We start from the raw sequence: 25,013 nt of genomic DNA, 5'->3' as shown, positions 1-25,013 counted from the left end.
GGTGATTCGAGGGGTCTCAGGGGCCCGCAAGGAGGGCGCGGAGCGCGTGGTCGGGAAGCTCGGCGGCCTGTTCGAGGATCCTGGCCAGGTCTTCGTCTTGGGTAGAGGCAGCCGCGTCGGGCGGGGGCGCGGCAGGCGCAGCCGGCGCAGGCGAGAGCGCGATCCGTTCGAGCAGGTGCTTCGCCATGGCCACGAGGGTCGGGTAGCTCCAGACGAGCCCCGCCGGCAGGCGCAGCGCGAGGGAGGACTCGAGGCGGTTGCGCAGCTCCACGGCCATCAGCGAGTCGAAGCCGAGCGTGCCGAGAGGCTGATCCCATGGGATCGCGTGGCTCTCCGGCAGCCGCATCACCTGCGCCACGATGGCCGCAAGCTGCGCCTCGAGCAGGGAGGCGCGTTCCTCCGCGGGCGCCTCCGCGAGCGCCGCGCGCAGCTGGCCCGTGCGCGGGTTCGCCCCGACGCCGCGGTGCTCCTGCACGAGCTCGGCAAGGAGCGGCGAGGCGGCGACCTGCGGGAAGTAGGTGCACCAACCCTCCAGGTCGAAGGGGAAGGCGCCGATCTGCGCCGGGGCCTCGTCGAGGATCCGGCCGAGCAGCGCGAGGCCCTCGGCGGGCGACAGGCTCCGGAAGCCACTCGCCTCGAGCCGCGCGCCGCGGTTTTCCTGGGCGGCCGCGAGCCCGACCTCGGACCAGGGGCCCCAGTTGATGCTCGTGGCGCACAGGCCCCGCGCACGCCGGTCGTGCGCGAGCGCGTCCTGGAAGGCGTTGGCGGCCGCGTAACTCCCCTGCCCCGGCGAGCCGAGGATCGACGCGGCCGAGGAGAAGAGCACGAAGAGGTCGAGGGGCGCGCCCAGGGTCGCCTGGTGCAGGTTCCAGCTTCCCTCGACCTTGGCCGCCATGACCCGCGCGAAGCGCTCCGGCGTCTGTCCGACGAGCACACCATCGTCGAGCACCACGGCCGAGTGGATGACGCCGCGCAGGGGGGGCATCGTGCGCGCGACATCGGCGACGAGGGCCGTGAGCTGCCCCGGGTCGGAGATGTCGACCTGCGCCACGTGGACGCGGGCTCCGGCGCGCGACATCGCCTCGATACTCTCGCGCGCCGCGGCGCTCGGGGCGCGCCGACCCACGAGGACGAGGTTCCTCGCGCCCCCCTCGACGAGCCAGCGCCCGACGCTCAGGCCGAGGCCGCCGAGGCCGCCGACGACGAGGTAGCTCGCGTCCGGGCGAAGGCGCGCGGGGCTCGGGAGGCTGCGCAGGGCGCGCGGCAAGAGCCTCGCGACGAGGCGCTGCGAGCCGCGGAGCGCAATCCGATCTTCGCCCGGGTCCTCCACGAGGGTGCGCGCGAGCTCGTCGAGCTCTGCGGGCGAGGAGGCAGGATCGAGGTCGATCTGCGCGCAGCGCAGCTCGGGGTGCTCGTGCGCGATCGTGAGGCCCAGGCCGCAGAGCGGGGCCTGCGCGACGGCGATCGCGTGCCGAGCAGCCCCGGCGGGCTGGGCCCCGCGGGTCACGATCCACAGGCGCGGTGGGCTCGGGCGGTCGATGCGCACGAGCCTCTGGACGAGGTCGAGGATGGCCTCGCAGCCGAGCTTGCGCGCCGCGCCGAGCGAGCCGAGCGTGGTGCGCTCGGGTGGCTCGGCGTCGAGGCCCCAGAGGTGCACGATGCGGTGGATCGGGCGCGCGGCGTCGGCGAGCGCCTCCTCGACCCGACGCCGGCGCGTGTCCTCGTCGAGGTCCGAGGGAACGACGATGCAGGCGTCGCCCCCCGCCTCGAGCCGCGCGGCGAGGCGGCGGCCGAGCCCGGAGGCGTCCGCGAGCAGGAGCCACGTTGCAGGCTCGGCGCGGGACGGGCGCGGGGCGGACGCGAGCGGCCAGGGACGCCAGGCGACCTCATGCGTCGCGTGGTTCATGTCCGCCGACGGCGCGTCCTCCGTCGGGTCGAGCTGCTGGGCGCGAAAGCCTTCGGCCTCGGCGAGGAGCGTCCCGGTCTCGTCGAGCAGCCGCACGTCGGCCTGCAGCGCGGCGCCCGCCGCGCTCGCGTCACGCAGAACCACGTGGGCCCAGAGCGCCTCGGCGCGCGGCGAAGCGTGCACGCGCAGGCGGCCGACGCCCACCGGCAGGAAGGTGCGTCGCTCGCGCGCGCGCTCGTCGCCACGCGGGAGCGCCTGGGCGAGGGACTGAAAGCACGCGTCGAGGATCACGGGGTGCAGCCGGTACGGGGCGCGCCCCGCCTGGACCGGCAGGCGGATGCGCCCGAGGGCCTCGCCGTCGCGCCGCAAGACGTGCTCGAGGGCCTGGAAGGCCGGGCCGAAGTCGACGCCGCGCTCGGCCATCACGCGGTAGTGCTCGGCGCCGGGGACGGTGTCGTGGCAACGCGAAGCGATCTCGTCGAGCGCAGTGCGCGCCGTCGTGCCCTCGGCCGTGTCACGGACGACGGTCCCGCGGGCATGCAGGGTCCAGGTCGTGCCCGGGCCTTCGGTGGACAGCGGGAGGCTGTGGAGCTCGAAGGTCGCGGCGCCTGGGCGCGCGGGCAGAACGACGAGCTGCACCACGCGGGATCCCTCCTCCGGCAGCAGCAAGGCGCGCTCGAAGCTCACCTCCTCGAGCGCGCAGGGCCCCGGGCCGAGCACGTCCGTCGCGGCCTCGAGCGCCATCTCGAGCATGGCCGTACCCGGCACGACGATGAGCCCGCGGACCCGGTGCGCCGACAGCCAGGGCATCTCCGCAACGCCGAGCTCCCTCTGCCACAGGTGCGCTCCGCCCTGCAGCGGCGAGGTGACGTGCCGTCCGAGGAGCGGGTGGTCCCCCGCGGAGGCGTCGGCCGCCGCGAGCCGCGGGCGCGCCCGTCGCTCGCCGGGGCGCGCGCCGTCGAACCACGAGGAGGTCCGCTGCCAGGGGTGCGCCGGCAAGGGGACGTTCCGCCCGGTGGGATAGAGGCGCTTCCAGGATACCGGGTGCCCGGCGACGTGGAGCGCGCCGAACGACTCGAGCAGCACGGCCTGCCCGGGTTCGTCACGACGAAGCGACGGATGCACGGCGCCGCTCTTCCCTGTGTGCGCGAGCGCCTCCTCGATGAACGGGGCGAGCAGCGGGTGCGGGCCGATCTCGACGAACACCTCGTGTTCGGCAGCGAATATCTGCGCCAGCGCCGGCCAGAACAGCACCGGCTGGGTGAGGTGGCGGAGCCAATACTCGGCGCCGAGCTCGCGCCCCTCGACGAGGGAGCCGTCGCAGGCCGAGTAGATGGTCACGGCGGCTGGCCGGGGCGACAGGCTCGCGAGCGCGGCGCCGAGCTCCTGCCGGAAGGGCGCCATGCGAGGCGTGTGCGAGGCGACGTCGGCCACGCCCGCGCCGCAGAAGATGCCTTGCTGCGTGAGCGTGCGCAGGACCTCGTCGAGCGTCGCGCGATCGCCGGAGAGCACCGTGAAGCGAGGGCTGTTGCTCGCGCCGATGCTGATGCGTGGCTCGTAGCCGGCGACAGCCTCGAGGGCCGCCTCCATGGGCAGCTCCACGATGGCCATGGCTCCGTCGCCGACGGCGCGCCGCAGGATCGCGCTCCTGCGACAGACGACCGCGACCGCGTCCTCGAGGTCGAGGGCCCCGGCGACGTGGGCAGCCGCGACCTCGCCGACGCTGTGGCCGATCACCGCATCCGGCTCGATGCCCCACGACCGCCACACCGCCGCGAGCGCCACCTGCAGGGCGAACAGCGTCGGGTGTAACAGCTCGATCCGATCCATCCAGGACGTATCCTTGCCCGTGAGCAGCGCGATCACGGACCAGCCCGCCTCGGCCCGGATGGCCTCGTCGCAGCGCTGGAGCGCGTCCCGGAACGCGGGGACCTGCGCGAGCAGATCCCGGCCCATGCCGGCCCACTGCGAGCCGTGCGGCGCGAAGACGAAGGCGACCTTGCGAAAGCCGGCGACGTGCTTCTGCCCCGACACCATGCCCGGACCGCTCTTTCCCTGCAGGAAGGTGTCGATGCGCGCGGCGAGCTCCTCGCGGGTCGATCCGGTCACGGCGAGGCGGTGCTCGTGATGGCTGCGCCGGACCGCGGCCGTGTAGCACAGGTCGTGCACCTCGGGCCCGAGCCCCTGCGGCTCGCGGAGGAGCAGGCCGCGGAAGGCGCGTGCCAGGGCCTCGAGCGCCTCGGGGCTGCGGGCGGACAGGGGCAGGAGCCGAGGTCCGACCGAAGGCGTGTCACTGGCCCGGTGTGCGGGCAGCCGCGGGGCTTCCTCGAGGACGACGTGCGCGTTCGTGCCGCCCATGCCGAAGGCGCTGACGCCGGCGCAGCGGGGCTCGTCGCCCATGGGCCAGGGCACGACCTCGGTGGGGATGTAGAAGGGCGTCCCTTCCAGCGAGATCTTGGGGTTCAGGGCCTTGAAGTGGACCAGCGGCGGGATGGCCTCGTGCTGCATCGCGAGCACGACCTTGATGATGCCGCAGATGCCCGAGGCGGCCTCGAGGTGGCCGACGTTGGCCTTCACGGCGCCGAGCGCGCACGTCTGGCGGCCGCGGTGCGCGGAGCCGAAGGTGGAGGCGAGCCCCTCGAGCTCGATCGGGTCGCCGAGCTCGGTACCTGTACCGTGGGCCTCGACGAGGCCGATCCGTGCCGGCGACACGCCCGCGTCCTCGAGCGCCCGCTGGATGACCGCGCGCTGCGCCTGGGGGTTCGGCGCCGTCAGGCCCGCGCTGCGGCCGTCCTGGTTCACCGCGGAGCCGCGCACGACGGCCAGGATGGGATCGCCCTCGGCAAGCGCGTCGCTCAGGCGCTTCAGCACCACGACCCCGCAGCCTTCGCCCCGCACGAATCCATTGGCGCGAGCGTCGAAGGGCTTGCAGCGCCCATCCGGGGCCATCACCCCCCATTTCGACAGCGACATCGAGACCTCTGGCGTCAGGATGGCGTTGGCCCCGCCGACGAGCGCCATGCCGATCTCGCGTCGGCGTAGGCTCTGGCAGGCGAGGTGCAAGGCCACGAGCGACGAGGAGCAGGCCGTGTCAATCGCCATGCTGGGCCCGCGGAGATCGAGCAGGTACGAGATACGGTTGGCGGCCATCGTCAACGCGGAGCCCGTGCTCGTATAGGCATCGATGGCGCTCCGCTCGGACGACTGGAGGATGAAATAGTCCCACGTGCAAATGCCGGTGAAGATGCCGGTCGCGCTGCCGCGCAACCCCTCGTGCGCCTGGCCGGCGTGCTCCAGCGCTTCCCACGTGACTTCGAGGAGCAAACGCTGCTGCGGATCCATGCGCGCCGCCTCGCGCGGGCTGATGCCGAAGAAGGTGCCGTCGAACGCGTCGACCGGCTCGACGAAGCCGCCCCAGCGCGTGGCCACTTTTCCGACCGCCGCGGGGTCGGGGTCGAAGAGCGCGTCGGCGTCCCAGCGCGTGGGGGGGATCTCGGAGATCGCGTCGCGCCCGGTGCGCAAGAGCTCCCAGAATGCTTCGAGGCTCGACGCGCCGCCCGGGAAGCGGCAGGCCATGCCGATGATGGCGATGGGCTCGGCGCCGAGCAGCTCCGCGGTCTCGCCTTCGGCGTGGAGCTTCTGCGCCAGGTAGGCGAGCTTGAGCGCAGATAGATTGGTCTTTCGAACGGGTCCCGCGTGCATGTCACCACTCTCGGATGAGGCCGAACCAACCGCCGCGCGATTGGTGATTCATTGCTTGCTTTTCGCTCCGAGCAGCGCCTCCAGGGCCTCGTCGTCGGAGAGGGTCTCGACCGAGGCGAGGAGCCCACCCACCGAGCCGGGGCCTGCCGTCCTTGCATCGGCGTCCGCCGCGCGCGCAGCGCTGACGAGCGTCTCCCCCGGCGCATCGTCGAGGGAGAGCGAGAGCTTGCTCGCGAAATGGCCCGCGAGCTCGGCGACGGTCGGGTAGGCCCAGATCAGCGTCGCCGCGAGCGGTACGCCGAGGGAGCGCTCGAATCGGCGCCGGGCCTCGAGCGCCATCACGGAGTCGATCCCGAGCGCGGCGACGGGCTCATCCCGAGCGATGCGCGAGGGCGAGAGCTTGAGTACCGCGCCGATCTGGCTCCGAACGTGCTCCTCCAGCGCCGCGCGACGCTGCGGCCCGGAGCGGGCGCCCCGGAGGAGCCTTTGCAGCGCCTCATCGATGGCGCCGGGGCCTGGCAGGGCCAGCGACGCATCGCCCGAAAGGCGCTGGATGAAGAACCCGCGGACCTCGACGAGCAAGAGGCCCGCCTCGTCGAGGAGGAAGATGTCCCCGACGAGGGAGCTCGCGCCGGTGTCTTCGCTCTTGCGCAGCACGACGTGCGCAAAGGCCCCTCGGCGAGGGATCGGCCGGGCGAAGAGCGAGATGCGATCGAGGCGCGCGGGGAAATAGATCGCGCCCTCCTCCAGGGACGGCGCCGCCGCACCGAGGAGCTGGAAGCAGGCGTCGAGCAGCGCGGGATGAATGGCATGATGGGCCGCCTCCGCGTCGAGCTGCTCCGGCAGGCGCACGCGCCCGAGTGCCTCTCCGTCGCGGCGCCAGATTGCGTCGACGCCCTGGAAGCTCGCGCCGAGCTCGAAGCCGCGCCGCGCGAGTGCCTCGTAGTGCTCCGCGGGGGAAACATGCTCCGAGCACCGGGCCCGTATGGCCTCGATGCCCGCGGGCTCGGCTGCATTGCGCGCGTCCGCGGCGGATAGGTGGAGCTGGCCGCTCGCTTGCAGCGTCCAGGCGATGTCGGAGATACCGCGCTCCGGGGCGGCGCTCGATATTTTGAACGAAAAAACATCCGGGTGGGCGCCGCGGTGTAGGGCGGTCTGTAGCGTGAGCGCCTCGTCGTCCCGCAGGAACAAGGCGTTGCGAAAGGCCACTTGCTCGACCCGCACCGTCGACCCGCCCAGCGCGCGCCCCGCGTCCAGGGCCATCGCGAGGTATGCGCTCGCGGGCAAGAGCGGCCTGCCCTCCACCCGGTGATCCTTCAAGTACGGCTGCGACGCCGGGCTGAGCTTGCTCTGCCAGTAATGCGTCCCGGGCTGCGCCGACGAGGCCAGGTGGACTCCCAGCAGCGACGCCCCGCCCTCCGCCTCTCGGGTGGCCCCATTTCGCCCCGGCAGCGCCACCGCCTCCAGCCAGAATGGCTCGTGTTGCCAACGATAGGTGGGCAGTGGCAGGTGCGGGACGGGGTCCGGGTAGAGACGCGCCGTCTCCAGACGGTGCCCGGCCACGAAGAGCGCTCCGAGCGCATCCAGCATCGCGCCGCGCTCGTCTTCCTCTCTTCGCAACGAGCCGACCGCCACCGGCTCCGGCTGCCCCGGCGCTTGCAGCGTCTGCCCGATGGCAGGCAACAGCAGCGGGTGAGCGCTCAGCTCGACGAACGTGCACGGCCCCTCCGACCACAGCCGCTCCAGCGCCGGATGCAGCATCACCGGCGCGCGCAGGTTCTTCGCCCAGTAGGCTTCATCCAGCTCGTCGCCTCGCAGCGGCGCGACCTCGACCGTCGACATCAGGGGAATCGCGCCGACACGCGGCCTGATCCCCGCGAGCTTTGCGCGCAGCTCGCCCAGAAGCGGCTCCACCTGGGGGCTGTGGGAGGCGACATCGACGCGGATGAGCCGCGCAAAGACCCCGTCCTTGTCGAGCTGCCCGACGAGCTCTCGCACCGCATCCGCGTCACCCGCGAGCACCGTCGAGCGCGGCGCATTGCACGCCGCGATGTCCAGCCGTTCACGGCGTCCTGAAAGCAGCCGCTCGGCCTGCGCACGCGTCAGCTCCACCACCGCCATGGCCCCCTGCCCCACCACGAGCGACATGAGCTGGCTGCGCACGCAGATGACCCGCGCTGCATCCTCCAGCGACAGGGCGCCGGACACGGCCGCGGCTGCCACTTCCCCCATGCTATGGCCCACAAGCGCGTCGGGCTCGACGCCCCAGGAGCGCCAGAGCGCGGCGAGGGCCCATTGCAGCGCGAAAAGCAGCGGCTGGACCACCTCGATGCGCTCGAGCACCTTTGGATCGCCTTTGCTCAGCAGCGTCACGGGCGACCAATCCACCCACGGCCGCATCGCCTGCTCGCACGCCTGGAGCGCATCGCGGAAGACCGGCTCGGTCTGCAGCAATTGCCGCCCCATCCCCGGCCATTGCGAGCCCTGCCCCGGGAACACGAACACCACGCGACGCCGCCGTCCCGTGCCATCGTGGCCGTGCGCCATTCCAGCGCACGGTTCACCTTTGACAAACGCGCCGAGCTTCTCGCCGAGCTCGCCCCGGGAGCTCGCCACCACCGATAGACGATGTTCGAGCTGCGCCCGTCGCCGCGCCACGGCCGCGCAGAGCGCGCCGAGCCCGTCCTGCTCACTCATGCTCGACGCATACGCGCTCGCAAGCGCGACGAGGGCCTGCGGGCTGCGCGCCGACAGCACGAAGAGCTCCGCGCGCCCCTCGGAATCTTTCGGCGCGACCGCCTCGGCTGCGGCCGGCGCCTCCTCGAGCACCACGTGGGCGTTGGTGCCGCTGATCCCGAAGGAGCTCACGCCGGCGAGCCTCCGCCGATCCTCCTTCCGGGGCCACGGCATCCGCGTGGTGGGAATGTGCGCGGGCAACGCGGACCAATCGACGCGGGGGCTCGGCGCGGTGAAGTGGAGATGCGGCGGAATCTGCTCGTTCCTCAGCGCCAGGATCACCTTCATGATACCCGCGATGCCGGAGGCCGCCTCGGTGTGCCCGAGGTTGGTTTTCACCGAGCCGAGCACGAGGGGCCGACCGGCCGGGCGCGGGCCTCCGAACACGGCAGCGAGCGCGCTCGCCTCGATGGGATCCCCCAGCGACGTCCCCGTGCCGTGTGTCTCGATGAAATCGATATCGACGGGCTGCCGCCGCGCGCGGGCCAGTGCCTTTCGGATCACGTCCTCCTGCGCCGCGCTGCTCGGGACCGTGAGGCCGCTGCTGCGGCCGTCCTGGTTCACGGCCGATCCGACGATCTGCGCAAGAATCGGATGTCCCTTGGCCCGGGCCTCGGAGAGGCGCGCGAGCAAAAGGACGCCGCAGCCCTCGGATCGAACGAAGCCATCGGCGCGGGCGTCGAACGCCTTGCACCGGCCGTCCGGCGCGAGGGCGCTGGCCTGGGAAAGCGCAATGGCGCCGCGTGGCGAGAGCAGGGCGCTCGCGCCACCCACCAGCGCCATGGAGCAATCACCGGCGCGCAGGGCCTGGCAAGCCTGGTGCACGGCGACGAGCGAGGACGAGCATGCGGTATCGATGGCCATGCTGGGGCCATGAAGACCGAGTAGATAGGAGATCCTGCCTGCGGCCGCATTCAGCGAGGTGCCAGTCAATGCATACAGGCCGAGCGCGCTCGGGTCTCGTGCTTCGAGCTGGAGCACCGCGTAGTCACTCGCGATGAGCCCGAGGTAGACGCCCGTCTGGCTTCCTGCCAGCGTGTCGGGGGCGATGCCGGCGCGCTCGAGGGCCTCCCAGGCCACCTCGAGCAGGAGCCGGTGCTGGGGATCCATCTGCTCGGCCTCGCGCGGCGAGAGTCCGAAGAAGGCGGCGTCGAAGCCGCGCACGTCACGCAGAAAGCCCCCCCAGCGCGCGTACGTTTTTCCGGGCACACCGGGGCTCGGATCGTAATACGCGTCGACATCCCAGCGATCGGGAGGGACCTTGGTGATCCCGTCAGCGCCGTCGCGCAAGAGCTCCCAGAGCCGCTCCGGATCGTCAGCGCCGCCGGGGAAGCGGCAGGCCATCCCGATCACGGCGATCGGCTCCGTTTTCTCCTGTTCGGACGCTGCGAGCTTCGACTCCAGCTCCTGGATGGTCCAAAGCGCGCGCTTCACGAGCGCCGCTCTCTCGTCCTTTTGCGCCTCGCTGCTCATGGGGAAAGCCTGTCTGCGAGACCAGCCAGCCGCGCGGCGAGCTGCTCCTCTGCCTCGTCATCCGTCAGTTCTTCGATCGCGCGGCGACGCGCCGAGACCTCCGTCGCCTCCGCCGCGCGCTCGCCCTCTTTCGGCGGCGCGTCTGCGTGCTCGTCTCCGGGATCGGGCGGGAATAGCTTGCCGGCGAGGAAATCGGCCAGCGCCTCCGCGGTGGGGTGCTCGAAGGCCAGCGTCGTGGGGAGGGGGCAGCCCAGGGCGGCCTGGAGGCGGTTGCGGAGCTCGACGCTGGTGAGCGAATCCATACCCATCTGGAAAAACCCTTGCCTCGGCTGGATGGGGCTGCTCGCGGGGATGTGCAGGATCCGTGCGACCTCGTCTTGCACATGGGCCAGGAGGAGCTTGCGGCGCGCCGTTGGACGAGCTTCGGCCAGCATCGCGAGGAGGGTCGAGCGCGCCCCGAGAGGCGTCGCGGCGGGGGCGATTTCAATCTCCTCGAGCAGAGGCCTTTGCCGCTTGGCCTCGTAGAGCGGCTTGAGCACGTTGAAGTCCACGGCGGCGACCACTTTGTGCGTCTCGCCCTGAACGAGCAGCCGCTCGAGGACGGCGAGCGCGCCCTCGGGATCCATCTCGAGCAGCCCCGATCGCAAGGCCGATTGCCGCGTCTCCGACGAGGTACCGCGGCCATCGCTCCACGTCCCCCAGTCGACGCAGAGAGCAGGCAACCCCAGGCTGCGGCGGTGGTGGGCCAGGACGTCGAGGAACTGGTTCGCCGCTGCATAATGCGCGAGCCCGCTCGCACCCCAGAGCGTGGTGGTGGACGAGAAAAGGACGAAGAAATCGAGGGGCCATGCGCGGGTCAATCGATGCAAGTTCCAGGCGCCAAGGACCTTGGGCCGGAGCATGGCTCGAAGCTCCTCGGTGCTCATCTCCCGGAGCGGGATCGCGGAGGACGCCGTGGCCGCGTGCACCACGCCGCGCAGGGGCGGGGCCGTCCTCCCGAGCTCGCCGAGGAGCTCCTCCATGTAGCGCGCATCCGCGACGTCGCCCGTGACCACGTGGACGCTCGCCCCCGCAGCTTCGAGCGCCTTCAGGGACGCCTTCCGCTGCGCTCCGAGGTCACCTGCGGGCAGCCCGCGGCGACCGAGGAGCACGAGGTGACGCGCGCCGCGCTCGACCAACCATGCCGCGACCTGCAACCCGAGGCCCCCCAGTGCGCCGGTGATGAGGTAACTGCCGTCGGACCGCAACGACAAACGCCCCTGCGCCGGCCCCTCCCGAAAGCGCCGCAGCCTGGGTACATAACGTTGGCCGCCGCGGAAGGCCGCCTGATCCTCTCCATCCGCGCTGGCCATCTGCGCCCATAACGCGCGCGCGGCCTGACTCGGGTGGCAGGGTTCCAGGTCGACGAGCCCTCCCCATACCTCGGGGAGCTCGAGCGCGATCCCGCGCCCCAGCCCCCAGAGCGGCGCCTGCGCGATCCGCAGCCCATCCGGCGTGCTGCCGACGGCCTGCGCCCCTTGCGTTACCAGCCACAGGCGGGGCGGCGCTGCGCCGCCGACGTTCGCGAGCGCCCGCGCGACGAGCAATGCGCTGCCCGAGCCCCACCGCTGCGCCTGCTCCAGGGACGCGGCAGAAGCATCGGCCGACTGCACGTCCGCACGCTCGTCCAGAGGCCCTGCGTCGAGGCCGAGGAGGTGGATCACTCCCTCGCAGCCGCCTTCCTCGTGCACGGCCTCGCGGATGAGGCGCTCGAAATCCTCGAGCTCCGAGGGACGCACGCGCGCATGGCCCTCCAGCGAGCGCGCGAATGTATCTCCCGGACGAACCAGCCAGCAAGCCTGCCCGTGCGCTTTCAGCAGCGCCGCGAGCGCGTCCCCCGTACCCACCGCATCCGATAGGATGAGCCAGCGCCGACGCGCGCCGGGCGCCGGCGGTGCGGCAGGCAAAGGACGCAGCTTCCATCCGAGATCGTACATCCAGCCATCGGCCTGCCCGGCGGCGAGGCGCATCATGGCCGCGCGCGGGAGGCGCCGCAGCGTGATGCCCTCCAGCACGGCGATGGGAGCCCCCTTCTCGTCGAACAGTCGGACCTCCCCCGTCGCCGACGCTCGCGCATCGGTCGAAAACGCACGCGCGTGGCTCAGCAGCGTGCGTCCTGCACGACGAAAGAACCGGATGCGCTCGATCCCGGAAAGCACCCAAAGGCCCGCATCTGCCTCCGGCGGGTCGGGCAATGCAGCCCCGAGCACCTGGAGAGCAGCATCGAGCAATGCCGGATGCATCCGATAGGCGTCCGCATCTGCGTGGAGCGCCTCCGGCAGCGCGGCGCTGCCCCAGGCCTCACCACCGCGGCGCCGGAGCCACGAGAGGCCTCGAAAAAGCGGCCCGAGCTCGATGCCGGTTTTCCCGAGCCGCTCATAGTGAGAGCCGGTGTCGACCTCCTCGTATCCCTCGGGCCCTCCCCCGTCGAAGCTCAGCTCCGCGGGCGCAGGTCCGATGGGCGTCGCGTTCACGACGCGCACCTCGCCCGCCGCGTGGCGCCGGAAGTGCGGAGGGTTCGCCCCGGGATCCTCGTGCATGCTGAAGATCTCGAATGTCCCCTGCGCCATGGCCCCCGAGGTCCACACGAGCTGGACCGTCTGCGCGGACTCGGTGAGGGACAGCGGCTCTTCCAGGGAGAGGCTCCGGATCTCGTGGGGTCTGGCCCCGAGGAACGGGTCGGCCGCGGCCAGGGCCATCTCGATGTAGGCAGCGCCAGGGAAGATCACGGCGCCGAACATCCGATGATGAGCCAGGTAAGGCAGCGCGCTCGTGCCGATCGATGCCTCGAAAATGGGCTGCGCCGTCGGCAGGCGCGCGCCGAGCAGCGGGTGGAGCGCCGCAGACGCGCGGAGGCTCGCGCGTGGCCTCGCCGCCTCGATCCGGGCGGGCTCGCGCCAGCAGCGCATTCGCTGGAACGGGTACGTGGGCAGCGCCGTCCGAAGGGCCCCGGGATAGAGCCGCCTGAAATCGGGCAGGTACCCTCGCGTGTAGAGGGCGCCCAGCATTTCCATCAGGACCGTTCGCTCGTCCTCGCCGCGACGCATCGAGGGCAATGCCGCGCCGCCTCCGCCTGCGGCGCCGAGCGCCTGCTCGATCGCGGGGACGAGCACCGGGTGCGGGCTCAATTCGATGAACAGCCGGTGCCCCGCATCGATGAGCCGCCGCACCGCCGGCCAGAACTGCACGGGCTCGCGCAGGTTCCGCAGCCAGTAGCCGGCATCGAACTCGCGCCCGTCGCTCATGTGCCCGGTGACGGTCGAGCATATCGGCACCGACCCGTCGCGCGGCTCGATCCCCTCGAGCGCTGCGAGCAGATCGGGGCACAGCTCGTCGACCTGGGGGCTATGGGACGCCACGTCCACCTTCACCGCGCGGCAGAAGACGTTCTTCTGTCGCACCCTTTCGAGCAGCTCGTCGAGCGCAGCGGCGTCACCCGACACGACCGTGGAGGTGGGTCCGTTGATCACCGCGATGGAGAGCCTGTCCTCGTAGCCCTCGAGCGCGCGCTGGGTATGCTCGGGCGACAGCTCCAGCACGGCCATGGCCCCCCGGCCGCTGATACGCCGCAGCAGGCGGCTCCTTTGGCCGATGATGCGGGCGGCGTCTTCGAGAGCGAGGGCGCCGGCCACGTGGGCGGCCGCGACCTCGCCCATGCTATGCCCGACCACCGCGTCAGGTTCGATCCCCCAGCCGCGGAGCTGGGCCGCGAGGGCGACCTGGATCGCAAAAAGCGCCGGCTGGACGAGCTCGATCCGCGAAAGCCAGTCCGACGCGTCGTCCTCGGAGAGCCGCGCGAGCAGCGATTCGCCGACGTGTGGCCGGAGAGCCGCGTCGCACCGCTCGAGGGCCTCGCGGAAGACGGTCTCCTCGCGCATCAGCCGGCGCGCCATGCCGGCCCATTGCGAGCCCTGGCCAGGGAACACGAAAACGAGCTTGCCCGGCCCCTCCTGCGCCACCGCGCCGGCAAGGACGGACGGGGTGGTGCGCCCCGAAAGGAAGCCCTCCAGACGCTCGGCAAGCTCCTCCCGGGAGCTCGCCACCATGGCGAGGCGCTCGGCGTGGTGCGCCCTCCCTGCCCCGGCCGTGAAGCAGATGTCGCGAAGCGGGAGCGCGGCTCCGCCCTCTTGCGCGAGGAAGGCCTGGAACGACCGCGCCAGCGCCGCGAGCGCTCCGGGCGATCGCGCCGAGAGCGGAAGCATGAAGGCGCGAGGCTCGGCATCGATCGGAGCGGCTGCCGGGCGCGGAGCCTCTTCGAGGACGACGTGAACGTTCGTCCCCCCAATGCCGAACGAGCTCACGCCGGCGCAACGCCGCCCGGCCGGCCATCGCGAAGGCGCCGTGGGAATGGCGAATGGCGTGCCCTCGAACGAGATGCGCGGGTTGAGCTGGGTGAAATGCAGGTGCGGAGGAATCACGCCGTGCTCGAGGGACAGCACGACCTTGATGAGCCCGGCGATACCCGCGGCCGCCTCGAGGTGGCCCAGGTTGGTCTTGACAGACCCCAGCAGGCAAGGCCGATCCGACGATCGACGCGGGCCGAGCGCCTCGGCCAGCCCCTCGATCTCGATGGGATCACCGAGCGGCGTTCCCGTACCATGCGCCTCGACGTACGCGATGTCCGCGGGCTCGACCCCGGCGGCGCTGAGCGCGGCCCGGACGAGCGCTGCCTGGGCACGCGGATTCGGTGCCGTCAATCCGGCGGAGCGACCGTCGTGATTGATGGCCGAGCCCCGGATCACGGCGTGAATCCGATCGCCGTCGGCAAGCGCGCTGGACAGCCGCTTCAGCACCACGACCCCGGCCCCCTCACCGCGCGCGAAGCCATTGGCTCGGGCGTCGAAGGTCTTGCAGCGTCCGTCGCCGGCCAGCACCTGTAGCTTGGATAAAAGGACGCTCGCCCGCGGTCCGAGGATGAGGTTGACCCCTCCCACGATCGCGACGTCACATTCGCGCCCACGGAGGCTCTGGCAGGCGAGGTGGACGGTGACGAGGGACGAGGAGCAGGCGGTATCGACCGCAATGCTGGGCCCCCGCAGATCGAGCAAAAACGAAAGGCGGCCGGCCAGCACGGCGTGAGACGTGCCCGTGGCGGCGCAAGCGTCGGTGATGGCCCCCGCCGAGGCTTCGCTCCACTCGTAATCGTCGTTGTAGACGCCCACGAAGACGCCGGTGGCGCTCCCCGAGAGCGCCGTGGGGTCGATGCCCGCCTCCTCGAGCGCCTCCCACGTGACCTCCAGGAACAGCCGTTGCTGGGGATCCATGAGCGCCGCTTCGCGAGGGGAAATGCCGAAGAACTGCGGGTCGAACTGGTCGACCTGCCTCAAATAGCCCCCGCGCCGCACGTTCACCTTGCCGGGCGCCGTCGGATCGGGGTCGTAGTAGGCGTCGATGTCGTACCGATCCGGCGGCACCTCGCACGTCGCGTCGACCCCGTCGCGCAGCAGGCGAAAGAACGAATCCGGATTGTCCGCGCCGCCCGGGAAGCGGCACCCCACGCCGACGACGGCGATCGGCTCGGTGCGTGCGCGCTCGGTCTCGGCGAGCCGCGCCTGCATCTGCTCCAGGGAGACGAAGGCCCGCTGGAGCAGCGCCTTGTAGTCTTCCGTTCGTGAAATCCCGCTCATCGTTCCTCGTCGTGCCGTCGATTATTTCGCGGCGCCAGAGATCGCCGACAGCTTTGCCGCGAGCAGCGCCGCCATCTCGTCCTCGGAGAGCGCATCGAGCGCCGCTTCGACGTTCTCTGCTGCGTCCGTCGCGCGCGCGGCCGTCACCGATTTCGGTTCGTCGAGAGCAATGCCGAGCCGAGCGCCGATGCTGGAGGCCATGTCCGCGATGGTCGCGCTGCTGAACACCAGCGTCGCGGGGAGCGCCACCCCCAGGCTGGCCTCGAGCCGGTTCCGGAGCTCGAGGCTCGTGAGAGAGTCGAGGCCGAGCGTCATGAGCGGCGTGGTCCGCTGGATGCGCTCCGGCGCGAGGCGCATCACGTGCCCGACTTGCTCCACGAGGTGCTTCTCGAGCTCTGTGCGGCGCTCCGCAGGGGCCTTTTCGGCGAGCGCGGCGGCCATGCCCGTCGGCGTGGACGCCGCCGCGTCGCGCGCATCGGTCAGCTCGGCGAAGAGCGGCGAGCTCGCGACGGTCGGGTAAAACTCTCGCCAGTGCCGCAGACGGAAGGGCGCCACCACGATCTCGACAGGGTCCTGCTGCAAGATCCGGCCGAGTGCATCCCGGCCCTGCTCTGGCGAGATGCTCGAGAGGCCCCGCACGGAGAGACGTGCGCCGCGGACCGCGCTCGCTGCGGCAAGCCCCACAGAGGACCAGGGGCCCCACGCGATCGAAGTCGCTGCGAGCCCATGCGCGCGGCGGTAATGAGCGAGCGCTCCGAGGAATGCATTGGCAGCGCAATAGCTCCCCTGCCCCGGCGATCCGAGGGTCGCGGCGGCCGACGAGAAGAGCACGAAGAGCTCGACCGGGCGGCTCAGCGTCGCGGCGTGCAGGTTCCACGCCCCGAGCACCTTGGGCCGCATCACCGCAGCCATTCGTGTCGGCGACTGCTGGAGCAGGAGGCCGTCGTCGAGCAAGCCGGCCGAGTGGATGATGCCGCGGAGCGGCGGCATTGCTTCGTCGATCCGTCGGAAGACCCCTGCCATCGCCTCCGCGTCGGCCACGTCGGCCCTCTCCGCGACCACGTGCGCGCCGGCCGATTCGAGGTCCGCGATGGCTGCGCGCGCCTCGGCGGAGGGCTCGTTGCGGCCGAGCAGCACGAGGCTCCGTGCGCCCCTTTCGACCAGCCACGCGGCCGAGATGAGCCCGAGCGCGCCGAGGCCGCCGGTGATGAGGTACGTGCCGTCTGCCCGCACCGCGGAGGGGGGAGCCGCGAGCGCCACCTCCGGCGTGGCCGTCTTCATGGAGAGCACCACTTTGCCGATATGCCGAGCCTGCGCCATGTGACGGAACGCATCGACCGCCGCCTCTGCGGCAAACGTGTGGTGTGGCAGCGGGCGCAGCTCTCCCCTGCCAAGGAGCTCCATCACCTCGCGCAGGAGGCGGCCGAGGTGCTCCGGACGCTCCTTCTGCATCCTCTCCAGGTCGACCGCGAAGTACGACAGGTTCTGCCGGAATGGTGCGAGCCCGATCAACGCGTCATCGTAGATGTCGCGCTTGCCGATTTCGACGAAGCGGCCGTAGGGGCCGAGCACCCCGAGGCTCGCCGTCATCGCCGGCCCCGTGAGCGAATTCAGGACGAGGTCCACGCCACGGTTGGCCGTGATTTCGAGCACCTCGTCGGCGAACGTGGTGGAGCGCGAGCTCATGATGTGCTGGATCCCGAGCGCTCGCAGGTATGCGTGCTTCTCCGGGCTCCCCGCCGTGGCGAATATCTCTGCTCCCGCGCGCCGTGCGAGCTGAATGGCGGCGAGTCCCACGCCGCCGGTCGCGGCGTGGATGAGCACGCGCTCCCCTCGGTCCAGGTGGCCGAGACGGTTGAGCGCGTGGTACGCCGTCATGTATGCAATGGGTACGGTCGCCGCCTCCTCGAAGCTGATCTCCGGCGGCTTGGGAGCGACGAGCGCCGCGCTCGCGACCACGAAGCTGCCGAAGCTGCCCGGCGCCACGGCCACGACCTCGTCACCGACGCCGAACTCCCGCACGCCTTCGCCCACGGCTGTCACCGTGCCCGCGCACTCCATCCCGAGCTCGCTCTCCCCGCGCGGATCATCGGGGCGCACGCCCATCGCCGTGAGCACGTCGCGGAAATTGATACCGCTCGCGTGGACTTGAATCTCGACTTCACCCGGACCCGGCTCACGGCGGGAGATGCGCCGCCGCGCGAGCGTATCGAGTTGCCCCGGCGCGCCGATCTCGAGCCGCCATGCGGTCGCCCCGCCCGCCGCGTCGCGGGCAGGCCGCGGGGGCGCTGCGGGGGGCAGGTCCGGGCGGCGCACGATCCGGGCGACGTGGCGAGCTCCCGCGCGCCACGCCACGTGCAGCTCGGGGCCATCCGCGAGCAGCTCCTCGGCCAGGGCCGAGACCGATTCCGGCGCCGCGTCGGAGGGCAGATCCACGCAGGTGCACCGCAGCTCCGGGTGCTCGTAGGGAAGGGTCCGGCCGATCCCCCAAAGCGGCGCCGCCGCAATCGAGACGGGCTCCGCGTCCGTGCCCAGCGATTGCGCGCCACGTGTCACCAGCCAAAGCCGCGGCGGCTGCTTCCAATCCATCTGCGCCAGCGCCTGTGTCGCGCTCAGCACCGCGACGCTGCCGAGCCGCTCCGAGGCCTTGAGCGAGTCGATCGTGGTGGCGTCGGACGACGGGCCATCGAGGCTCCAGAGGTGCACGATGCCACGGCACCGCAAGGGCTCGCCGCGGTTCGACGGGAGCGCGTCGCTCAGCAACTGCTTGAAGAGCGCCGGCTGGGTCGGATCGACCTCGTAACGGCCAGGCTCGACGACGCGGTATCCTTTCCCCGGACGAACGAGCTTGCATGTCTCGCCGCGCGCCTCGAGGAGCCGCGCGAGCTGCGCCGCGATTCCGCCCCTGTCCGCGAGGAGGATCCACGTGCCAGGCGCGTCGGTCGTCCGGGCCTCGGCGGGCCGCACCTCGGGCCGCCAGGCGAGCTCGTAGAACCAATCATGCAGGGGATCGTTCGAGGCCGCTGTCTTCCGCTCCCAGCGCTTGGCGCACAGCTCGCGTCCTTCGAAGAGCCGTTGCCCCGCCTCGTTCGTCACGACAAAGTCGCCCACGACGAGGTGCGCGTCCGCAGGAGAGGCGCGCAAGACGACATGGCACCAGAGCGGCCCGCGCCAGGCGCCGGGGAAGAAGCGGGCCAGCCTGAGCTCCACGGGCAGCAGGGCATCGCGGGCCGACGAGGGGCGCCCTTCGGCAGGCAACGCGGCGGCGATCACCTGAAGGCACGCGTCGAGCAGCGCGGGATGAATGGCGTCGTCCGCGTCGAGCTGCTCCGGCAGGCGCACGCGGCCGAGCGCCTCGCCGTCACGACACCAGATGGCGTCGACCCCCTGAAAGCTCGGGCCGTAATGCATGTCGCGCGCATCGAGCGCCTCGTAATGCTCGGCGGCGGACAGCTTCCTCGTGCACCGGGTCTTGATCGCGTCGGGCACGAGCGTACGGGCCTCGGCCGCGCCCTGGGTGGGCTCTTCGAGCACGAGCGTGCCGGTGGCGTGCGCGGTCCACGCCGCATCCTGCGCGGAGGGCTCATCCGGCAGGCTCGAGATCTTGAAGGAGAAGGCGTCCGGGCGAGCCCCGCGATGGAGGGCGGTCTGTAGCGTGAGCGCCTCGTCGTCCCGCAGGAACAGGGCATTGCGGAACGCGACCTGCTCGAGACGCACCGTCGACGCACCCAGCGCGCGTCCAGCTCCCAGGGCCATCGCGAGGTATGCGGTCGCGGGCAAGAGCGGCCTGCCCTCCACCCGGTGATCCTTCAAGTACGGCTGCGACGCCTGGCTGAGCCTGCCCTGCCAGTAATGCGTCCCGGGCTGCACCGACGAGGCCACGTGGACCCCGAGCAGCGAGGCCCCGCGCACCTGCGCCTGGTCAGCGGCGTCGACGCGCGCCGCCGCAGCCTCGAGCCAGAATGGTTCGTGTTGCCAGGGATAGGTCGGGAGTGGCAGGTGCGGGACGGGATCAGGGTAAAGCCGCGCCGCCTCCAGCCGATGCCCTGCCGCGAAGAGCGCGCCGAGAGAGCTTAGCATCGCGCCTCGCTCGTCCTCCTCGCGCTCGAGCGAGCCGACGGCCATCGGCTCGTTTTCCCCCAGCGCTTGCAGCGTCTGCCCGATGGCAGGCAACAGCAGCGGGTGAGCGCTCAGCTCGACGAACGTGCACGGCCCCTCCGACCACAGCCGCTCCAGCGCCGGATGCAGCATCACCGGCGCGCGCAGGTTCTTCGCCCAGTAGGCTTCATCCAGCTCGTCGCCTCGCAGCGGCGCGACCTCGACCGTCGACATCAGAGGAATCGCGCCGGCGCGCGGCGTGATCCCCGCGAGCTTCGCGCGCAGCTCGCCCAGAAGCGGCTCCACCTGGGGACTGTGGGAGGCGACATCGACGCGGATGAGCCGCGCAAAGACCCCGTCCTTGTCGAGCTGCCCGACGAGCTCTCGCACCGCATCCGCGTCACCCGCGAGCACCGTCGAGCGCGGCGCATTGCAAGCCGCGATGTCCAGCCGTTCACGGCGTCCTGAAAGCAGCCGCTCGGCCTGCGCACGCGTCAGCTCCACCACCGCCATCGCCCCCTGCCCCACCACGCGCGACATCAGCTGGCTGCGCACGCAGATGACCCGCGCCGCATCCTCGAGCGACAGCGCGCCGGACACGGCCGCGGCTGCCACTTCCCCCATGCTATGGCCCACAAGCGCGTCGGGCTCGACGCCAAAGGAGCGCCAGAGCGCGGCGAGGGCCCATTGCAGCGCGAAAAGCAGCGGCTGGACCACCTCGATGCGCTCGAGCACCTTTGGATCGCCTTTGCTCAGCAGCGTCACGGGCGACCAATCCACCCACGGCCGCATCGCCTGCTCGCACGCCTGGAGCGCATCGCGGAAGACCGGCTCGGTCTGCAGCAATTGCCGCCCCATCCCCGGCCATTGCGAGCCCTGCCCCGGGAACACGAACACCACGCGACGCCGCCGTCCCGTGCCATCGTGGCCGTGCGCCATTCCAGCGCCCGGTTCACCTTTGACAAACGCGCCGAGCATCTCGCCGAGCTCGCCCCGGGAGCTCGCCACCACGGATACACGATGTTCGAGCTGCGCCCGTCGCCGCGCCACGGCCGCGCAGAGCGCGCCGAGCCCGTCCTGCTCACTTATGCTCGACGCATACGCGCTCGCAAGCGCGACGAGGGCCTGCTGGCTGCGCGCCGACAGCACGAAGAGCTCCGCGCGCCCCTCGGAATCTTTCGGCGCGACCGCCTCTGCTGCGGCCGGCGCCTCCTCGAGCACCACGTGGGCGTTGGTGCCGCCGAAGCCGAATGCACTCACGCCGGCGAGCCTCGGCCGGCCCTGCTCCCGGGGCCAGGGCGCCAGCGCCGTTTGCAGGTCGAGCTGGAGGTCGCCGAAGGGAATGTGGGGGCTCGGCTCGCTGATGTGCAGGCTCGCTGGCAAGGCCTCGTGGTGCATGGAGAGCGCCACTTTGATGAGGCCCGCAATCCCGGCTGCCGCCTCGAGGTGCCCGAGGTTGCTCTTCACCGAGCCGAGCTTCACGGGACTCGCGGCCGGGCGCCCCTCCGACAGCACGGCGCCGAGCGCCCTCGCCTCGATCGGATCACCGAGCGGCGTCCCCGTGCCGTGCGCTTCGACGTACTGGATTGCGCTCGGCCGAATCCCCGCATTCGCGCAGGCCGTCTGGACCAGCTCCTGCTGGGCGTGCTGGTTCGGCGCGGTCAGGCCATTGCTGCGTCCATCCTGGTTGACCGCGCTGCCCCGGATGAGCGCGTAGATCCGATCCCCGTCGGCGAGCGCGCGTGACATCGACTTCAAGACCACGACGCCGCAGCCTTCGGAGCGCACGTAGCCATTGGCGCGCGCGTCGAACGGCTTGCACCGCCCGTCCGGCGCGAGAAACCCGCCCTTCGTCATCTGGACCGTGAGCTCGGGCGATAGGATGAGATTCACCCCGCCGACCAGCGCGAGCTCCACCTCGCCGCGCCGCAGGCTCTCGCACGCCAGGTGGACCGCCACGAGCGACGACGAGCAGGCGGTGTCGACCGAAATGCTCGGACCCCGCAGATCGATCGCATAGGAGATCCGATTGGCGGCGATGCTCTGCGACGTGCCCGTGGCCAGGTGCGCGTCGCATTGCGCGAGCGCCCCTGCGTGCAGCCTGCCATAATCCTGGTTCGCGATGCCGACGAAGACGCCGGTCTCCGTACCCTTGATCCTCTCCCACGGCAGCCCCGCGTCCTCCAGCGCGTCCCACGCCACCTCGAGCAGGAGTCGCTGTTGCGGGTCGGCGCGCTCCGCCTCGCGCGGCGAGATCCCGAAGAACGCGGCATCGAAGCCGCGCACGTCGCGCAAAAAACCGCCCCAGCGCGCATTCGTCTTGCCGCTCGCCGTCGGATCGGCCGCGTACAACGTGTCGACGTCCCAGCGATCCGCGGGAATCTCGGTGATTGCGTCGACGCCTTCGCGCAAAAGCCGCCAGAATGCCCCGGGGCCATTTGCGTCCCCCGGGAATCGGCAGCCTATCCCGATGATGGCGATCGGCTCGGGCTCGCCGCTCCGGCTCGAGGGAACCGCCCGCGGCGCCTCCTTCTGCCTCGGCTCACCGGCCAGGTGCCGCGCCAGGGCTTCGATGGTGGGATACTCCCACAGGATCGTGGCGGGCAGCGTCGTGCCGAGCCAGCGCTCGAGCTCGCCGAGAAAGCCCGCGATCTGCCGAGAGCCGAGCCCGTAGCGGGCGAAGGGCTCTCGGTGGTCGATACCCTCGCGCGGCTCGCCGGTCTGCTCCGCCAGCGCGCTGACGAGCCACGCCTCGATGCTCTCCGCGCTCTTGCCTTGGGCCGGCGCCGCATTCTTTTTCTGCGGGCTCCGCGCCTCCCCGCTCACCCACGAGAGCAGCGCCTCGAGCTTTCCGTCGAGGAATTCGCTCCGCGTGGCTCTGCGCTGGATCTTGCCGCTCGACGTCTTGGGGATCGTCCCCGGCGAAAGGAGCGCCAATGCATGAACGGGGATCTCGTGCGCCTCCGCCACCGCCTGCCTGATGGTCTCGACGATGCCTTCGGGCACACGCGTATCCCGCATCTCTGCCGCAACGACGAGGCGCTCCTCGCCCCCCACCTCGATCGAGAATGCGGCGCTGCAGCCGAGCCGGAGGGCCTCGTGGCACCGCTCCACCGTGAACTCGATGTCCTGCGGGTAATGGTTTGCGCCGTGGATGATGATGACGTCCTTGTAACGACCTGTGACGTACACCTCCCGGTCCTTGATGAACCCGAGATCTCCGCTGCGAAGGAACGGCCCCTCGCCCGTGTCCGCGATGCGCGCGTGGAAGGTCCGCTCCGTCTCCTCCGGGCGATTCCAGTAGCCGAGCGAGACGCTCGGGGAAGAGATCCATATCTCGCCCACCCGGTCCGGCGGACATTGCCGACCCGTGACAGGGTCGACGATGCGCAGATCCGCGTCCTCGAGGATGCGGCCGCTGCTGGCCAGCGTGTACGCGCCGGGGCTGCCCTCGGGTACGTAGACGACGCGGTTCTGCTGCAGCGCCGCCCCGTCAACCGTGCACGCGGAGGGCGATTCCCCGTCGTGCCGCATCGAGACGAGCAGCGTCACCTCGGCCTGGCCATAGACGGGGCAATGCGTGTCGAAGCGCACTCCGCACTCCGCGAACGTCTCCGCGAAGCGCTTCAGCGTCTCCCACCGGACAGGCTCTGCCCCGTTGCTCGCGAGGCGCCACGACCGCAAGTCGAGCTTTGCGCGCTGCTCGGGGGTGATTTTCTGCACGCAATAGTCGTACGCGAAATTGGGCCCTTCGCTGTGGGTCGCCCGATAGCGCGAGATGGCCTGGAGCCACCGCAAGGGGTGCCTCGCGAAGGTCACCGGCGACATGATGTAGCAGGGCGTGCCGGCGTAGAGCGACAGGATGATGCCGGACACGAGCCCATAGTCGTGAAAATTGGGCACCCACGACACGGAGACGCTGTCCTGCGAGTAGCCTGCTGCGCGATGGATGGTGCCGACGTTGTGCAGGACGTTCCGGTGCGCGAGCATGGCGCCCTTGGGCGTCGCGGTGGAGCCGGACGTGTATTGCAGGTATGCGAGCGAATCCTCGCGGATGACCGGGGGCTGCCACGCGTGCTCGGCGCCCTCGGTGGGGGCGTCCGAGGCTATCCAGCAGAGCCGCCCGAGTTCCTCGGCGTGCGCGCGCATTCCCTCCGAGGTCGCGACGAGCGCCGAGGTCGTGAGCGCGATCGAGGCGCCGGCGTCCCTGGCGATTGCCTGCAAGCGCGGCACGGTCCGCTTCAAACGCGCGGGCTCCGGCTGCGGCGCAGGAATGGCGATGACGTTCGCGTACAGGCAGCCGAAGAAAGCGGCTATGAAATCGACGCCGGGTGGATAGAGCAGCAGGGCGCGCTCGCCGCTCGCGCCACGCGACTGCAATTGCGTAGCAATGGCGCGCGCCCTGCGATCGAGCTCCGCATAGGAGACACTGTCCTCCTCGTGCTCGCCGTCCGTGATGGCGGTAAATGCAGTCCGATCGCACAGCTGTTCTGCTCTCCAGCAAAGGAGATCGACCAGCGTGCGGCTTCCTTGGGGAGCCTTGCTGCTCAATGTCGTCATTCGAACGTATTAGGTTTATTTTACAAAAGCGGGCGAAGCTTAATGTGGCAGGTACCACCGGTCAAGTCCGATCGTGGCAAAGCAAGATTCCGGCCAAGAACGCGCAAAACGTAATCTGTGGCACGTGTTAGACTATCGTCGCGTAACGTCATGCTTCGTGAAGGCCGGGAGGGGGCCTTCTTGGGTCTCCGCTCGCACGCTTTCTTCGTAGAGATGAAGGACGCCGAGCTGGGCGAGCCCGGCCTCGGCAAGACGTGCGTGTTGCGCGCGCTGCGCAATCGGCTCCCTTGCCATCGAGACCCCGCTCGTATTCGCAATAAGCGCCATGTGTCACCCCGAGCTTGATCCGATCACCGGACGCGGTGAGGAACTCGGTATTGTATCGTTGCATCCTGCTTTCCGTGTTCCAGCGACCACCTGCACCGCGTTGCTCACGTTCCCCGATTTCGAGGGCGCGGTGCAGCGCGGCACCTCGTTCTTCGCCACCGCGTATCTGGACCGCGCAAGCAAGCTCGCGATATACCGGCACGGGCGCCGGGGGCTCAAGCCCCCACCCCCCTCCCCGCCCAAACTTCGATTCGCACCGGAACCCCTGCCAAATCCCATTCTGTCAACGTGTCGGGCCCGGGCATCATGTCCTGTCCGCAATGCGGCGCGGCCATGGTCGGGAAGTCCACTCAGCGCCAGAACCCGACGTCGCGATCCTCGACCGGGTGCGCGCGCTGCGGGCAGAGCTTCAGTCCGTCGAGGCGGAGGTGGCGACTCTCGAAACGAGCGGCGCACCCGCGGAGCTCGAGGTTGTTCTGCCCCCGCCCCGCTCCCGACAAGCTCCTTGCCCCGCATCCCCGACTTGTGCTGTTCCATGAGGCAAG

Annotated in this window: 4 protein-coding genes; all 4 read right to left on the bottom strand. The window is 70.9% G+C overall.

What is annotated here, in order from left to right; genetic code table 11:
- Positions 1-16: 16 nt before the first annotated feature.
- The 4 genes from QHF83_RS27265 to QHF83_RS27250 are packed head-to-tail and all read right to left on the bottom strand — an operon-like array spanning position 17 to position 24,141.
- A complete protein-coding gene (locus QHF83_RS27265) occupies positions 17-5,608 on the bottom strand; it encodes a type I polyketide synthase (protein ID WP_282420880.1) in 5,592 nt (1,863 codons plus the stop codon).
- Between the two features lie 48 nt (positions 5,609-5,656).
- The gene (locus QHF83_RS27260) at positions 5,657-9,817 is read right to left on the bottom strand and encodes a beta-ketoacyl synthase N-terminal-like domain-containing protein (protein ID WP_282420879.1); all 4,161 of its coding nucleotides are present in this window, start codon (positions 9,815-9,817) and stop codon (positions 5,657-5,659) included.
- On the bottom strand, positions 9,814-15,483 hold the full coding sequence (locus QHF83_RS27255; RefSeq protein WP_282420878.1) for a type I polyketide synthase: 5,670 nt from the start codon (positions 15,481-15,483) through the stop codon (positions 9,814-9,816). The genes QHF83_RS27260 and QHF83_RS27255 overlap by 4 nt, the downstream gene beginning before the upstream one ends.
- A gap of 21 nt (positions 15,484-15,504) precedes the next feature.
- Entirely contained in the window at positions 15,505-24,141 is an 8,637-nt protein-coding gene (locus QHF83_RS27250; protein WP_282420877.1) for a type I polyketide synthase, read from the bottom strand.
- Positions 24,142-25,013 lie beyond the last annotated feature (872 nt).

The sequence above is a fragment of the Polyangium sp. 15x6 genome (genome assembly GCF_029960785.1).
Lineage (GTDB): Bacteria > Myxococcota_A > Polyangia > Polyangiales > Polyangiaceae > Polyangium.
This window is presented reverse-complemented; position numbering and strand designations above follow the sequence as displayed.

What these genes read in the sequence shown, in the direction of transcription:
- QHF83_RS27265 (WP_282420880.1), bottom strand. Translation starts at nt 5,608, where the DNA reads ATGCACGCGGGACCCGTTCGAAAGACCAATCTATCTGCGCTCAAGCTC.
- QHF83_RS27260 (WP_282420879.1), bottom strand. Translation starts at nt 9,817, where the DNA reads ATGAGCAGCGAGGCGCAAAAGGACGAGAGAGCGGCGCTCGTGAAGCGC.
- QHF83_RS27255 (WP_282420878.1), bottom strand. Translation starts at nt 15,483, where the DNA reads ATGAGCGGGATTTCACGAACGGAAGACTACAAGGCGCTGCTCCAGCGG.
- QHF83_RS27250 (WP_282420877.1), bottom strand. Translation starts at nt 24,141, where the DNA reads ATGACGACATTGAGCAGCAAGGCTCCCCAAGGAAGCCGCACGCTGGTC.